This window comes from uncultured Acinetobacter sp. (assembly GCF_947624825.1).
Classification (GTDB): Bacteria; Pseudomonadota; Gammaproteobacteria; order Pseudomonadales; family Moraxellaceae; genus Acinetobacter.
Window position 1 is genome coordinate 1 of sequence record NZ_CANQLZ010000051.1, and the last position, 16,748, is coordinate 16,748.

General features: G+C 41.8%; 8 protein-coding genes and 1 CRISPR repeat array. Of the genes, 1 reads left to right on the forward strand and 7 read right to left on the reverse strand.

The genetic code is table 11. The annotated features are described in order from the left end of the window. Window positions 1–118 precede the first annotated feature (118 nt). Window positions 119–7,166: direct repeats of the CRISPR family, unit length 28 nt; unit sequence GTTTGCCATCGCCTAGATGGTTTAGAAG. A 171-nt stretch (window positions 7,167–7,337) separates the two neighbouring features. The 7 genes from phnX to Q0017_RS11015 form a co-directional block, all read right to left on the reverse strand. Continuing rightward, window positions 7,338–8,165: a phosphonoacetaldehyde hydrolase gene (gene phnX / locus Q0017_RS10985; protein WP_298146648.1), complete on the reverse strand. Its 828-nt coding sequence runs from the start codon at window positions 8,163–8,165 to the stop codon at window positions 7,338–7,340. A 27-nt stretch (window positions 8,166–8,192) separates the two neighbouring features. Then, a complete protein-coding gene (gene phnW / locus Q0017_RS10990) occupies window positions 8,193–9,305 on the reverse strand; it encodes a 2-aminoethylphosphonate--pyruvate transaminase (RefSeq protein WP_297428673.1) in 1,113 nt (370 codons plus the stop codon). A gap of 17 nt (window positions 9,306–9,322) precedes the next feature. Further along, a complete protein-coding gene (locus tag Q0017_RS10995) occupies window positions 9,323–10,465 on the reverse strand; it encodes an FAD-dependent oxidoreductase (RefSeq protein WP_298146651.1) in 1,143 nt (380 codons plus the stop codon). Between the two features lie 48 nt (window positions 10,466–10,513). Beyond that, window positions 10,514–12,226, reverse strand: a complete 1,713-nt coding sequence (locus Q0017_RS11000) for a putative 2-aminoethylphosphonate ABC transporter permease subunit (RefSeq protein ID WP_298146654.1) — start codon at window positions 12,224–12,226, stop codon at window positions 10,514–10,516. After that, window positions 12,220–13,383: an ABC transporter ATP-binding protein gene (locus tag Q0017_RS11005; RefSeq protein WP_298146657.1), complete on the reverse strand. Its 1,164-nt coding sequence runs from the start codon at window positions 13,381–13,383 to the stop codon at window positions 12,220–12,222. The genes Q0017_RS11000 and Q0017_RS11005 overlap by 7 nt, the downstream gene beginning before the upstream one ends. A gap of 23 nt (window positions 13,384–13,406) precedes the next feature. Beyond that, window positions 13,407–14,450, reverse strand: a complete 1,044-nt coding sequence (locus Q0017_RS11010) for a putative 2-aminoethylphosphonate ABC transporter substrate-binding protein (RefSeq protein WP_297428685.1) — start codon at window positions 14,448–14,450, stop codon at window positions 13,407–13,409. An 86-nt stretch (window positions 14,451–14,536) separates the two neighbouring features. Then, entirely contained in the window at window positions 14,537–15,265 is a 729-nt protein-coding gene (locus tag Q0017_RS11015; protein WP_297428689.1) for a UTRA domain-containing protein, read from the reverse strand. A gap of 306 nt (window positions 15,266–15,571) precedes the next feature. Between Q0017_RS11015 and Q0017_RS11020 the strand changes: the two genes are divergently transcribed. Next, window positions 15,572–16,748 (forward strand): DEAD/DEAH box helicase (locus Q0017_RS11020; RefSeq protein ID WP_298146661.1); only part of this gene is annotated, 1,177 nt, incomplete at its 3' end.

Consider the following 16,748-nt stretch of genomic DNA (forward strand, 5'->3'; position numbering starts at 1 on the left):
ATTTTGTGTGTAGGCTTCTTCATTTGGAAATTATATCGCTGAAAAAGCCTTTACAGATAGGTTTGTGCAACAAAGCCGTTTAGAAGTATACAGTTAAATCAAGAAGCAGTGGATGGTAGTTTGCCATCGCCTAGATGGTTTAGAAGTGGTTCCCCTCTCTGTAATAGCATCAGGAATTGTTTGCCATCGCCTAGATGGTTTAGAAGCAAACGGTTGCGAGAGTAAGCCAAAAAGCTAAGTTTGCCATCGCCTAGATGGTTTAGAAGTGAAAGATTGACTTGATCAGCATCAATATTTAGTTTGCCATCGCCTAGATGGTTTAGAAGAATATTTTTGAGATCATAAACTGAGTTTTGCCGTTTGCCATCGCCTAGATGGTTTAGAAGAATATAGATCGTCCAAGATGTCTTTAAGTTTTGTTTGCCATCGCCTAGATGGTTTAGAAGAAACTGTATGACGAAATGGGTGCGGGTCTTGTGTTTGCCATCGCCTAGATGGTTTAGAAGACGCTACAACAAGTACAAGACCAATTGCAGTGGTTTGCCATCGCCTAGATGGTTTAGAAGTTCAAATAAAACATATAAAAGCAATTGCTCAAGTTTGCCATCGCCTAGATGGTTTAGAAGATTAAGCATAACATCCTTAACAGCTTCTAAACGTTTGCCATCGCCTAGATGGTTTAGAAGAAGAGGGAGCGCATTCCCAAATTTTCATAACAGTTTGCCATCGCCTAGATGGTTTAGAAGTAGATAAAAAATCTGTATCAGCAGATGGTGAAGTTTGCCATCGCCTAGATGGTTTAGAAGAATATTTTTGAGATCATAAACTGAGTTTTGCCGTTTGCCATCGCCTAGATGGTTTAGAAGAATATAGATCGTCCAAGATGTCTTTAAGTTTTGTTTGCCATCGCCTAGATGGTTTAGAAGAAACTGTATGACGAAATGGGTGCGGGTCTTGTGTTTGCCATCGCCTAGATGGTTTAGAAGACGCTACAACAAGTACAAGACCAATTGCAGTGGTTTGCCATCGCCTAGATGGTTTAGAAGTTCAAATAAAACATATAAAAGCAATTGCTCAAGTTTGCCATCGCCTAGATGGTTTAGAAGATTAAGCATAACATCCTTAACAGCTTCTAAACGTTTGCCATCGCCTAGATGGTTTAGAAGAAGAGGGAGCGCATTCCCAAATTTTCATAACAGTTTGCCATCGCCTAGATGGTTTAGAAGTAGATAAAAAATCTGTATCAGCAGATGGTGAAGTTTGCCATCGCCTAGATGGTTTAGAAGTTGTCTGCATGGTAAGCGAAACCATGTGCAGAGTTTGCCATCGCCTAGATGGTTTAGAAGTCCTATGATTGATGTAAAAATTAAAAGTATTTGTTTGCCATCGCCTAGATGGTTTAGAAGCAAAGATTCTATATCACATGTTGTAATATAAAGTTTGCCATCGCCTAGATGGTTTAGAAGTCGATCAACTATAAGTTATAACTGGACTTGAAGTTTGCCATCGCCTAGATGGTTTAGAAGTAACTGCGCCCAATACTGATAGACAAGGCTCAGTTTGCCATCGCCTAGATGGTTTAGAAGAGTAGTTTGAACTTGTTGTTGTGTTTGTTCTAGTTTGCCATCGCCTAGATGGTTTAGAAGTTTGGGAATCCACCACATCACATGATAATGAGGTTTGCCATCGCCTAGATGGTTTAGAAGATCCGCTGCATGTGATGATGATTTTGCTATTTGTTTGCCATCGCCTAGATGGTTTAGAAGTATCAAATGACCTAAAAACATATCAAATATTTGTTTGCCATCGCCTAGATGGTTTAGAAGTTAAACGTCAGATCTGGGTCTAGCCGTAGTAAGTTTGCCATCGCCTAGATGGTTTAGAAGTCTATGCTTTTCTGAAGTCGCGGACTATATGCGTTTGCCATCGCCTAGATGGTTTAGAAGTTGGCATTTCGATCATAATTCTCGTATTTTGAGTTTGCCATCGCCTAGATGGTTTAGAAGTGTAAAAAAACCTGTAAATAAAACATATAAAAGTTTGCCATCGCCTAGATGGTTTAGAAGTTACTTGTATACTTACAAAGATAACCAACAGGGTTTGCCATCGCCTAGATGGTTTAGAAGAAAGCAAAAATTGCTATAGGTATTGCAAAGAAGTTTGCCATCGCCTAGATGGTTTAGAAGTAAGCATGTTTCTCAGTATATTGATTGTGTCAGTTTGCCATCGCCTAGATGGTTTAGAAGTATCAACGCGTTGATAGGGTCATTGGGGGGTGGTTTGCCATCGCCTAGATGGTTTAGAAGTTTCTGCATTCAATATCAGGATTAAAATTTTCGTTTGCCATCGCCTAGATGGTTTAGAAGTTTTAATTATGCCAAAGCACCACAACAACAAAGTTTGCCATCGCCTAGATGGTTTAGAAGTAATAAGATGCCTGTTTCAGTATCTATGTTTTGTTTGCCATCGCCTAGATGGTTTAGAAGCTGTTGATCTATAGCCATGAGCCGACCATTTTGTTTGCCATCGCCTAGATGGTTTAGAAGTTTGGTCTAAGCTTTATACACAGTTGCATCTGGTTTGCCATCGCCTAGATGGTTTAGAAGTAGTTAAGAAAAAATAAGCAGTTTATAATTTAGTTTGCCATCGCCTAGATGGTTTAGAAGTCTTTCCTTAGAGCAACAAGAAAAATATCTTAGTTTGCCATCGCCTAGATGGTTTAGAAGTCCATCAATTATTAAGCATCAAGGCGATAAAGGTTTGCCATCGCCTAGATGGTTTAGAAGTGTTAATTGTAAGGCAAAAGTAGGAATCAAAAGTTTGCCATCGCCTAGATGGTTTAGAAGAATATATATATTCCTTTGGTTGTTGATTTTGTGTTTGCCATCGCCTAGATGGTTTAGAAGTCAATCGAAGGTTTTTAATATTTGCTGTAGGGGTTTGCCATCGCCTAGATGGTTTAGAAGAAGTTCTTCAATTGTTTTTGGTCGTTGGTCAAGTTTGCCATCGCCTAGATGGTTTAGAAGAACAACAACCAACAAAAAAGAATTGTTAGACCGTTTGCCATCGCCTAGATGGTTTAGAAGATTAAAGTCCCCCCCTGCTCCGTGATTAGCAAGTTTGCCATCGCCTAGATGGTTTAGAAGAAAAATCCCAAGCTGCTTTGATGTTTTAGACTGTTTGCCATCGCCTAGATGGTTTAGAAGTTGGCCTGCTGGATCAAGTCAGCCAAGAATCGGTTTGCCATCGCCTAGATGGTTTAGAAGACTTATTTACCCTCTAAAACCTGTTCAATTTTGTTTGCCATCGCCTAGATGGTTTAGAAGAATAAATTTAGTTAATAAAAGAATTAAACTGAGTTTGCCATCGCCTAGATGGTTTAGAAGATTCAGCACGAATCAACTCTTTTTGCTCAAGCGTTTGCCATCGCCTAGATGGTTTAGAAGTCAAGTGAGGGCTTTTTTGATCAATTCATTAAGTTTGCCATCGCCTAGATGGTTTAGAAGTATTTCAATATAGATATCGTTTTGATGGTCAGGTTTGCCATCGCCTAGATGGTTTAGAAGATAGATGAGCTTTTTTCTAAATATGGTTATTTGTTTGCCATCGCCTAGATGGTTTAGAAGCTAAACCCGGCCGCCACAGCCGGGTTTTTTAAGTTTGCCATCGCCTAGATGGTTTAGAAGTTGTGGATAACTTGAAAGATGGGTTAAATAATGTTTGCCATCGCCTAGATGGTTTAGAAGACGAGGTTGGGATGGATACGCTTCGACCACGGGTTTGCCATCGCCTAGATGGTTTAGAAGGTTACTTCTCAAGTGAATGAGGACCAAGATTCGTTTGCCATCGCCTAGATGGTTTAGAAGAATCCCGAAACCCGTGATGCGGCCATGTTGATGTTTGCCATCGCCTAGATGGTTTAGAAGCTAAACCCGGCCGCCACAGCCGGGTTTTTTAAGTTTGCCATCGCCTAGATGGTTTAGAAGTTGTGGATAACTTGAAAGATGGGTTAAATAATGTTTGCCATCGCCTAGATGGTTTAGAAGACGAGGTTGGGATGGATACGCTTCGACCACGGGTTTGCCATCGCCTAGATGGTTTAGAAGACACCGATTGAGTTTGCACAGGCAAATGATATGTTTGCCATCGCCTAGATGGTTTAGAAGCTGCTTTACTTGCTTTCAATCCTTTTCTGATCGTTTGCCATCGCCTAGATGGTTTAGAAGATGTAGATACAAAACTGAGCTACATCCTCACCGTTTGCCATCGCCTAGATGGTTTAGAAGTGATGCGTAGTTAATTTCACCCGTGGCATCACGTTTGCCATCGCCTAGATGGTTTAGAAGACCAAATGCAATGGTTTTACCAGGTAACATTTGTTTGCCATCGCCTAGATGGTTTAGAAGACTCAACAGGCCACTAAAAACGCCGTGAATGCGTTTGCCATCGCCTAGATGGTTTAGAAGGTGCCCCCAGATACATAAGTATAAGTAAATCTGTTTGCCATCGCCTAGATGGTTTAGAAGGCCAAGCATGAGCATCACCGAGCTTTAACACAGTTTGCCATCGCCTAGATGGTTTAGAAGGATCATAAAGATTGCGAATGTTACTACGCGCTGTTTGCCATCGCCTAGATGGTTTAGAAGCAACTGCAAACCACGGCTTGCACTATCTAAAAGTTTGCCATCGCCTAGATGGTTTAGAAGTCTGACCAAAGTGTACCTGTTATTGGCCACTCGTTTGCCATCGCCTAGATGGTTTAGAAGACGGTAAATGCACGACTATGCGCATCATCTAAGTTTGCCATCGCCTAGATGGTTTAGAAGTATTTCAGGTATAAGTGATGGTAAGCTCACAGGTTTGCCATCGCCTAGATGGTTTAGAAGATTCAAATACAGATCGACGTGATACAGTACGAGTTTGCCATCGCCTAGATGGTTTAGAAGTAGTAAAAGTCAGATTTAATTTTTAACTTTAAGTTTGCCATCGCCTAGATGGTTTAGAAGATCTTTGATACCAACATGCAAAGTGCATATAGGTTTGCCATCGCCTAGATGGTTTAGAAGTAAATACATACCTAAAATATTGTAAACTCCATGTTTGCCATCGCCTAGATGGTTTAGAAGTACACGTTTAGCGAGTTCTTTTTCGATAAGTGGTTTGCCATCGCCTAGATGGTTTAGAAGGATACTCACAAGGATGCAATCAATCAAATTGCGTTTGCCATCGCCTAGATGGTTTAGAAGTAGTTCCAAGCCCCAAAAGGGAAGTTTCTCGCGTTTGCCATCGCCTAGATGGTTTAGAAGTTATCGGTGTCGGTAAATTAGTATCGGATGATGTTTGCCATCGCCTAGATGGTTTAGAAGAAAATTTAGGCAATAAAAAACCGCCCGAAGGCGTTTGCCATCGCCTAGATGGTTTAGAAGTTCGGTGGCGCTGCATTAATTGATGCTATCTTGTTTGCCATCGCCTAGATGGTTTAGAAGAACAAAGGAATAAGCAATATGAAAAACAAATTGTTTGCCATCGCCTAGATGGTTTAGAAGTGTTTAGGCAATGAAATTGGCCGTGATGAAAGGTTTGCCATCGCCTAGATGGTTTAGAAGAATAGCCTTTCGACCGCGCGTCTGTAAGTTTAGTTTGCCATCGCCTAGATGGTTTAGAAGAACACACGCTGGTGCTTTTCAATAATCTGATCGTTTGCCATCGCCTAGATGGTTTAGAAGGTCATAGTGAAGTTAATGCTATTCGTTTGGAGGTTTGCCATCGCCTAGATGGTTTAGAAGTCTTGCTGACAATACTTACGATCTAACAAGCTGTTTGCCATCGCCTAGATGGTTTAGAAGTGTAATACAACTTTATCAGTTATGCGATACGGGTTTGCCATCGCCTAGATGGTTTAGAAGTGCGAAAAATTGGAAAATTACAGGCACAGGAAGTTTGCCATCGCCTAGATGGTTTAGAAGAGCCGCGCCCAAAAGTTGGGAATGTATTTAGCGTTTGCCATCGCCTAGATGGTTTAGAAGGAAACTGCATTGCGCGTAATACGCAGCACGTTGTTTGCCATCGCCTAGATGGTTTAGAAGATCGTTTAGCCCAATTTTGAATATTCAAAGTTGTTTGCCATCGCCTAGATGGTTTAGAAGTAAATTTGTCTTAAGTTTCACAAGACCATTTAGTTTGCCATCGCCTAGATGGTTTAGAAGTTAATGTGAACAGGCATTAAGTCAGGATTACGGTTTGCCATCGCCTAGATGGTTTAGAAGAAAATCGCATCAGTTTGGTTGTATTGATTTTGGTTTGCCATCGCCTAGATGGTTTAGAAGAACATTTGATTCCACTTCATTAGGAAACATCGGTTTGCCATCGCCTAGATGGTTTAGAAGTGCGAACGACGATCTACAATTTCATGCAGTAAGTTTGCCATCGCCTAGATGGTTTAGAAGAAGAAATACTCTAATTGGAGAGAAGATCTCAAGTTTGCCATCGCCTAGATGGTTTAGAAGCTTGGCATCGGCCGACCACAGTCTATAATCGAGTTTGCCATCGCCTAGATGGTTTAGAAGAAAGAATTAAAGATCATTCCAAGCCCTCCCCAGTTTGCCATCGCCTAGATGGTTTAGAAGATTCGCGCACAGATCTTGGGGATTGCTCAATGGTTTGCCATCGCCTAGATGGTTTAGAAGTATCCAGCAAACACTGGCATAACGTTACGACCGTTTGCCATCGCCTAGATGGTTTAGAAGAGCAATCAAGCCGCATACAGCGCAAGAAGTTAGTTTGCCATCGCCTAGATGGTTTAGAAGTTAGACACTTGAACTATTTCATCATTGATGTAGTTTGCCATCGCCTAGATGGTTTAGAAGCCTGTGAGAGAATTTTCTTTTTCGCCCAACAAGTTTGCCATCGCCTAGATGGTTTAGAAGACAAGAAAAGATTGTGGTTATAAAATCGACGAGTTTGCCATCGCCTAGATGGTTTAGAAGAATAATTCCTTGACTAAATGTTCCGCCGCTTTGTTTGCCATCGCCTAGATGGTTTAGAAGAATAATTCCTTGACTAAATGTTCCGCCGCTTTGTTTGCCATCGCCTAGATGGTTTAGAAGTACCGATAAGGCCGCATCTTTGACAATGCCACGTTTGCCATCGCATAGATGGTTTAGAAATACCGAAAAATGCAAGCATCTGTGGTGGAGATGCGATCAATAATCTGCATGACTTATAGAGGTTTCAATTCGACTGTAGAGTATAAAAATGAGCTATTTTCCATAGCTCATTTTGTCTGACACCAAGAGATATTAAGTGCTTATACACACTCAATATCTTTTAAAACGCGCTTAAGGTTTATCGCCTTGCTTTAAACGCTGTTCAATTTGCTCAAGTACAGCAGGTAAATCAGCAATCGTATCAATCACGTAATGTGCGCCGCCGGCTTGCATTTTGCTATAGGCTTTGGCTTTTAAGGCCGCTTGTTCTTCATTGCTCAGATTTTGCCATTCTGGGTATGACATACCTACTTCATTGCCACTAACCGCTAAACCTACTGTCCAACAGCCTGCATTTAAGCCTTCCTCAATGCCCACCACCGTGTCATCCACTTTTACCACGCTTTTAATATCTGCCACACCCAATTGCATGAGGTTTTTCCATAACATATCTGGATATGGACGGCCACGGGTAACATCCGTTGCCGTTACAATACAATCCGGTACATAACCTTGTTGTGCTGCTTTTTCAATCAGCTCAGGCATCATCATGCTGGCATAACCGGTATTACTGCCAATTTTGATGTCACGCGCACGTAAATATTGAAAAGTCTCCACTGCACCCGGAATTAAATCGGAACATTGTGGAATGGCTTTGAGTTGATAAGGGATAAAATCTTGATACAAACGATCAATATCTGCCTCTGTCGCAGCCTGTCCATGCACTGCTTGCCATGCCGCAGCAATACGCGGCATGTTTAATAATGCAGCAATATGGTCACGTTTTTCCAATCCCATCGGTGCACGTGCTTCACTCACTTCAATTTCAACACCTTGATCTAAAAACAAACGTTGAAATGCTAAAATAGGTGCACAAGAACCAAAATCTACGGTGGTACCTGCCCAATCAAAAACGATGGCTTTAATTACTGATGTATTCATGCTGTTTCTCTTTTTCATTCAATAGGGATATTAGGAATATAAGGCTTAAACATTGGCACGATAGCGTGCAACGGCTTGTAATAGGCGTTCAATATCCTCAAGATAAACTTCGCCAATATTGCCAATACGGAAGCAGGCTAAATCGCTAATTTTTCCTGGATAAATCACAAAGCCTGTGCTTTTAAGATGCTGATAAAATGCCTGAAAACTAAAATCATCTTCAGGGTATAAAAAGGTGGTAATAATTGGCGATTGATATTGGTTTTGTGCAATCACACAGTTAAAGCCTAATGCTTGCATACCTTGGGCTAAAGTTTTCTGACTGGTTAAATAACGTTGATGACGTGCAGTTACTCCACCCTCTTGTTCTAATTCTAATAACGCATGATGAAATGCATGCACCACATGCGTCGGTGAAGTAAAGCGCCACTTACCTTGTTGTTGTTCCATGGTAAACCACTGATCATACAGATCAAGGCTGACTGAACGTGCTTGGCCCTGACATTGTTCCAATTCTTGACGTTTGGCAATCACAAAGCCAAAACCTGGAACGCCTTGAATACACTTATTGGCACTGGAAATTAAAAAATCAATCTTACATTCGGCCACATCCAGTGGAACACCACCAAATGAACTCATGCCATCGACAATCCAGACTTTATTGTGCGCTTTGACTAACGCACCAATCTCTTCAATTGGATTGAGCATGCCTGTCGTGGTTTCACAATGTACACATGCCACATGCGTAATCTGCGTATCAGATAACACTTGCGCAATTTCGTCGAGCTCAGGCACTTGGGTTTCAGGATAAGCCAACTCGACTACATTGAGTTTTAAGCGCTTGGCCATTTGCACCATACGTGCGCCATAAGCACCATTGTTAATAATTAAGATTTTGCCTGCTTCAGGTACACACGTCCCCAATACGGCTTCGACTGAAAAACTGCCACTACCTTGCATTAAGACTGCGCTATAGTCATCTACTTGTGTTGTCGCAAGCGCCACAAGACGTTGACGAATATCTTGCACTAATTGATTGTATTCTTGATCCCATGTACACCAATCACGTTGCATCGCTTGGCGTACACCTTTTGAAGTGGATAAAGGACCTGGGGTAAGTAATAAGTAAGGATTGTCGAGTTCAATTTTGGCATTCATGATAATTTCTTCCTCAATTAAAAAATATGCTGTTGTAATTGGTGTTTGATCCAACCTGGCCCTGTGGTCATGCCTTTACCTGCAATTGCATTGGCCAAATACACATTCGACTCAACTTCTAAGAAACATGCCGACTGTTCAGGATGGGATAAATACTGGCCTTGCCAACGCTTGCTTAAAGGTGGCAAGTCAAAGCCAAGTTGCTCAGCGCAATAACGCTGAATAAATTGATAGGTCTGTTCTTGTTGCTCAAACAATTCGGCTTCGTTTAAAGCGGTATATTCATGCGTATCGCCGACAATGATTTGTCCAAGATGATTTTGTTTGAGTAGCACATGAATACCGTAGCGTTTGACGATCTCATCTTGTGGCTCAGCCAATAAGTCTGCATAGCTTGGACAAATCGAAAATCCTGGATAACGTGCAATCGATAAGCCTGAGTAAATCGAAGCATTCAGTTGATACGGCAATGCTTCGGTAAGCGCCATATTTAAATGGCAGCGTTGCACACCCAATTGCTGTAATGTCTGCGGATAGAGAATATCTGTGGTTGCGCCATGACAAATCATTAACTTTTTCGCAGTCAAACACTCACCTGTTGCCAATTGAATCTGAGTAAGGCCATCATGTGCATTTGCTTTAACCACACATGCATTTGTGTAAACCTCTACCCCAATCTGTTGAGCATACGCCATAAGACGTGAAGCAGCTTGGTCAGGTTCTAAACTGTATTCATCGTCTAAAGTTAAAGCACCCTGTAATGCTGCTTCTGCATTTAAATAGGGGTAACGCGCTAACAAGGTTTCAGCATCTAAATATTGAGCGTGAATGTTATAGGCTGCAGCGTGTTGCTCGAACTCATCTAAAACCTTGGCTTGCAAAGGCGTCGTGGCCAAATACAATCCGGTACGTTTGGAAAAGGAAATCTCCATTTCCTTTTGAACGCTTTGGTAAAATTCCAAACTATCTTTGGCATAAATATGCCAACAATCATCAGGACGACTTAAAGTTGCACTGCCCAAGATGCCAAAATTACGGCGTGTTGCACCCACTGGAACGGCATCTTTTTCAAACAGCTTGATGCTTAAACCCTGTTGTTTGGCTTGAATGGCAGCAGAAAGGCCTAAAATCCCCCCGCCGACAATGTGTAAATCGGTCATGATCATGTTTTCTAACTTCAATAAATCGATATAAAAATCTTGGTTTTTTTATGCAGAATGATGTTGACGCCAACGCTCGGTACGCTTGAGATAACGCTGACTTAATGCCCAGTGCAAGAACTTCACCACACACGATGTCAATAAAATCACCACACTTAAGGCCACAGCAGAAACGGTGTCTCCTGCATCATCCATATTTAAAATATCAACAGCCGCTAAACTAGTTTCTGGTGAATATAAGAAAATGGCTGCCGATACCGTGGTCATGGCATTCACAAACAGATAGACCCACACCTCACCCAAAGCAGGCACCATGATCGGAATGTAAACTTTAGATAACAATTTAAAACGCGATACACCTAAGGTCTGTGCAGCATGATCAAGTTGCTGCGGAATCTGTTGCATACTTTGCGTTAAGGTTAAATGCGGTACCGTGTAGTAATGCATTAAGGTGGAGATCACCAGCAAAGTCATCGTGCCATATAGCATCGCTAACGGATTGGCTGGATGGTTAAAAAATAGAATATACGCGATACCTAACACCAAGCCCGGAATAGCCAGCGGCAATAAAGCCAACATACGCACATACTGCTTTAACTGGTTTGAGGTATTGAGGCGTTCAAGTGCCCATACGGTAGTAAAAATTAAAGCTGTACCGACTACGCTGGTCCAAAATGCCAGTTGTAACGAGTTCCAATAGCTGTTCCAACCACCGTTAACATATTCAAAACGATAGTGATTTAAGGTCAAAGATAAATCGTACGGCCAGTAGCGAATTAAAGAAGCTAAGATCGCAGTCACTAAAATTAAGACAATGCTGCCGGCAACTACGCTACAAAAGCCCAATAAACATTTATCCAAAATCGGATGCGCTGGCATCTGATACGGCTCAGCCATGTTTTGCTGACGACGTTGTTGACGACGGGCTTGGTAACGATCAATCAAAAAAGCAAATAACGCAGGACACAGCAATAAAATAGAGATGACTGCACCCATGTTAATATTTTGTTGGCCAATAATTTGTTTATAGACATCCAATGCCATCATATTAAATGAGCCACCAATCACCTTTGGGATACCAAAGTCAGTGACCACATAGGTAAACGCAACTAAACTTGCGCTAATCAGTCCATATTGAATCGCAGGACGTGTCACATGCCAATGCGTTTGTAGGCTGTTTTTACCCAAAGTTTGCGAGGCCTCAATCAGGCGGCGATCGACTTGACGAAATGCACCTAACATCAAAATAAAGATGGCCGGAAATAACCAAAAGCAATAACTGATTAAAATACCAATTGGGCCATAAATACTGATGTCGCCTAACACATCTTTAAATACCCCTTGTTGACCAAATAAATACACCAAGGCCAAAGCCGGTAAAATTGAGGGTGCTAAGATGGGTAAAAAAGCCATCGCTTTAAACCATGCTTTGCCCGGCATTTGCGTATTGTTGATGGCAAAGGCATAAAGCCCTGCCACAGGTACAGTAATCAAAATTGCTAAAACTGCAATCCATACAGAGTGACCAATGGATGACATCAACGCAGGATTGGCAAAGTAAGTGCTAAAATTATCCCAGCCTACAAAATTGGCATTTGCATCTAAAAAAGCGCTTCGAAAGAGTAAAACCAAAGGCACCAGTAAGCACAGGCTAAAAAATGTCGCCACTGTGCCGAGTACGACGTTGGCACGTAATGAAGTAGGATTACGTTTATAGGTTCCACTTTTTAAAATGGCAGCGGCGGTGCTTGAATTTAACATCTGACACGCCCCGCTTCATCAAAAAGATATACATGCTGCGACGCGACGCTTAGCCACATTTCATCATTTAACTGCAACGTATTTTGATGCTCAATATCCACTTGTAGATCAATAGCTTGACCATTTTTAGCCAACATCTGACAGAAAATACGTTTTTTTGCACCTAAAAATTCGGTATGCATAGGACGTACCTTCATCACGACACCTTGTACATCCACTGGACATGCTGCACTTAATACCGCATTTTCAGGTCGGAAGCCGATTTCAAACGCAGTACCTGTTGGTAGACGATGTGGATGGTTTAACACTGCTTCACCAGCATGCAGCATCAGGGCTTGATTGGCACAGACATCGCCACTGAGGAAATTCATATTGCCAATAAATGCAGCCACAAAGCGGGTTTGCGGTGCATAGTAAATATTATGTGGGGTATCTAATTGCTCGATTTTTCCGCCATACATCACGGCAATACGATCAGAAATACTTAACGCTTCTTCTTGATCGTGGGTCACTAAAATGGTCGGAATGCTCAGTTGGCGCTGAATTAAACGAATATTTTGGCGCAGCTTGACACGTACCACCGCATCAAGTGCCGATAACGGTTCATCCAATAATAAAAGATCGGGTTTGGCGGCTAAAGCACGTGCCAATGCCACACGTTGTTGTTGGCCACCGGACAATTGATAAGGGTAGCGCGCAGCAATCTCAGGCAACTCGATCAAATTTAACAATTCGGTGACACGTTGCGATTTTTCAACTTTTGACCATTTTTGATCGCTTAAGCCAAAAGCAATATTCTCTGCAATACTCAGATTAGGAAACAGTGCATAATTTTGAAATACCACACCACATTGACGTTTAGCAGCTTTCAGACGGGTAATATCCTGTCCTTTTTTAATCACCTTGCCATAATCGGGTTGTTCAAGGCCGGCAATAATACGCAATAGTGTGGTCTTGCCGCAGCCTGATGGTCCTAAAAAGCTAATCAACTCTCCGGCTTTTAAATCAAGATTAATGTGGGTCAAGACTTGCTTGTCTTGATAAGCTTTTTGGATATCGGCAATTTCTAAAATGACTTTGCTCTGCTGCTGAGCATAGGTGCTCACTTGTGACGTGCCATGTTCACTGACATGCTGTAACGCGGATGGAATATTCATAATATGATCGTTTAATGCAAAGATTACTGTTCAAATTGTGCTGACCAGCGTTTTAAAATGCGGTCTCGTTGTTGTGCTGCCCAATCAAAATCATGGGGAATGAGTTTTTGTTCGAGATTTGCAGGCATACCTGTATGTTGCGGTGTCACCCCTTGATGTGCCACCAAAGCAAAGTTTTGCGCATAGGCTTGATTGGCAGCTTCACTTACGGTCCAATCAATAAATTTTTGTGCGCTGCTTAAATTTGAGGTTCCTTTGACAATCGCAGAGGCTTCCATTTCCCAACCCAAGCCCTCTTTTGGATGGATTAAGGCTAAAGGTGCACCTTGTGCTTTGAGCTTTAAGCCTGGGTAACCAAATGAAATGCCAATTACAGCTTCACCTTGCGCCGCCATTTTGCATGGCTTAGACCCTGAATGAACGTATTGCGAAATATTGCGATCTAAATCCTGCATATATTGCCAAGCTTGATCTTCACCAAACAGTTGAATCCATGCCGTAACATCCAAATAGCCTGTACCACTGGATGCAGGGTTCGGCATCACAATTAAATCTTTATAATAGGCTTGGGTGAGATCTTGCCATGATTGTGGCATAGGTAAATTACGTTTTTTTAATTCAACCGTATTCACACATAAAGCAGCTTCCCAGGCTGCCATCCCGGTCCATGTCGGTGTAGTTTTTTGACTATAAAAGCTTGGTTTGAGAGCGTCTACATTTTTAGGACGATACGGCTGGAGCAAGTCATCTTGTTCCATCACTAACAGACTGGTCAGGGCCAATCCCATCACCACATCCGCTTGCGGATTATGCTTTTCGGCCAAAAGTTTTGCGGTGATCACACCGGTTGAATCACGCACCCATTTAATTTTAAGTTCAGGATGCGCTTTTTTTAAGGCCCATTGATAACGTTTGAGTTGATCTGTTTCGACAGCAGTATAGACCGTCAGCTCTTCTTGATCTTGGTTCACACTGTTGGTGGTACAACCACCCAGCGCTAACGCACTCACCAGCGTTACAGCAGCAACCCACCCAGATTTTTTATCATGAAATTTATTCAGACGCATGTAACATTCCCAATGAATGTAATTCTCTTATGCGTCGTATTTAAGCAGCAATTTATGACAGTTTAATTAATCTGGTTTAAACCAGATTAATGTGCTTCAAAATGCAAATCTAACACATCATGCAACCAATACTCTTGATTGACGTCTGTAATCACACCGGATTGATCACGATTGGTTCTTGAAATATAGAGGCCCATACTGCCTACATTGACATGTAAAGCCTTGGCTTGTTGCTCAGCCAATGCCGCTGGATACAGATGAACGTGTGCCCGTGTCAGATGTCTTTGATAATGCTCAGCCATTAATTGCGTCATCGATTGACTTAAATCATGCTGGAGTAAATCAGGAAACAGCTGCGCTTTAATCCTTAAATGTTCAACCAGAACAGCACGTCCATTAATGCTTCGTTTACGCCAAATCGAATAAATCTCTTCACCTAACTTCATGTCCAGATGCTGAGCATCCCAGGCTGTCGCTGTCACCCTTTGCATGGACAGCACCTGCGTACTTGGTAATGCACCTTGTTCACAGACATACTGATTAAAACTTTTGGTGGATTGCGGACAATAGATAATTCGTGGAGCACGTACAAACCAACCTCTACGGTCTAAGCGGTAAATCAAGCCTTCCATCTCTAACATGAGTAGTGCTTCTCGAACTGCAACACGTGTGGTGCTTAACATCTCAGATAAGACACGTTCGGAAGGTAACTTTTCATTACTTTGTCGTTGGCCTGATTCGATTTGATGAGCAAGTACATCACGAATCGGCATATATTTAGGAATACGTTGCAAAGGTAAAGCGAGGTCAGACATACATCATCTGTAAATGAAAATAAAAGCCATGATAGCAAACTCTATTGACCAAACCATGACTTTAAATCAACGACATGACAGAGTTTAAATAATCTAATCCTGATCTGAATCTTAAAAAATATGCTTAATCGTCTTTGGTCCAAACCATGATCGAGACCTAAAGCACCTGTAACATGAGCTGTTATGGGGTAATCTCGCCTTTTTCAGATAACTATATAAAAACCCATCTGATTTAGATTATAATTTCAACAACTTATAAAATTCATTTAATATACCCGCCAATAAGTCAACCATTAAATTCAAGCCATGATAACGAATACATTCAAAGAAATTTCTTTTCATGAGGCATCGACTCTTTTTCACCAACAAACGGTATGGTTTGATTTAGAAATTGATCCTGCAAGTAAAAAATTCTTAATCGGGGGGCTGTTAGGCATCGTCGATGGCCAATGCTATATCACCCATGTTCAAGAAGCTGAGCTGGGACAGCTTGTGCAAATTTTATATCAGGCCCAATATGTGGGGGGGCATAATATTGTGCAGTTTGATTTACCTTGGTTAGCCTTGTATACAGGCACTTATGCCGCCATTGACTATATTAAAAAATATAAAGCCATTGATACCTTAGTTCTGTCGAGCCTGATTTTCCCACATAAACCCTCACATGCTTTGCTGAAAATTTACAAAGCACAGAGCCAAACCAATCAGCCTTGTGATGATGCGTTAGAAAGTTACCAATTATATTTAGACATTCAAAAAGCATGGCAAACCCATACCCACCCACAAATTGTCACATGGATTCAACAACGAAAAAGCCATTGGCATTTTCTGGGTGACATTAAAAAGGAGACCGATGCTTCACCCCACCTTGTGTTGGCACAACATGGCCAAGTCAATGAACTGATCAATTACATCCATCAGCTCGATGAAAAAAATGATGCCAAATGGATTGGTGCGATTGCTTTTGCACATTGGATCTTACATTTAGATGAGCCGAGCTGTCGCCGACCTGCGTGGTTGATGGACATTTCTGAATATGGTGCAGGGTTTATTGAAGCTGAGAAAATCTTTTGGGGGAATCAACAGTTTCAAGCCATTGATTTTAATTTAGAAAGCCAAGAGATCTTTGGTTATTCGCTACGTGAGGGTCAAGAAAAAATTATTCACACCTTGGCCCAAGGCAACAGTGTCCCTGTGGGGTTACTGCCCACAGGCGGGGGGAAAAGTTTAACCTTTCAACTGCCTGCCTTTATCTTAAGTCGCTATCGTCGTGAATTGACTGTGGTCATCTCTCCCCTTAAAGCCTTAATGGAAGACCAAGTGCTTGGGCTACAACAGCTTCAGCCGTGGGGCTCACGCACAGCCTGCTTAATTTCAGGCCAACATGCTGAAGAACAACAACGTATTTTAGAAGAAATTTGGCAAGGCAATATCGATTTACTGTATGTCAGTCCAGAGCGTCTACGCACACATAGTATTCAAG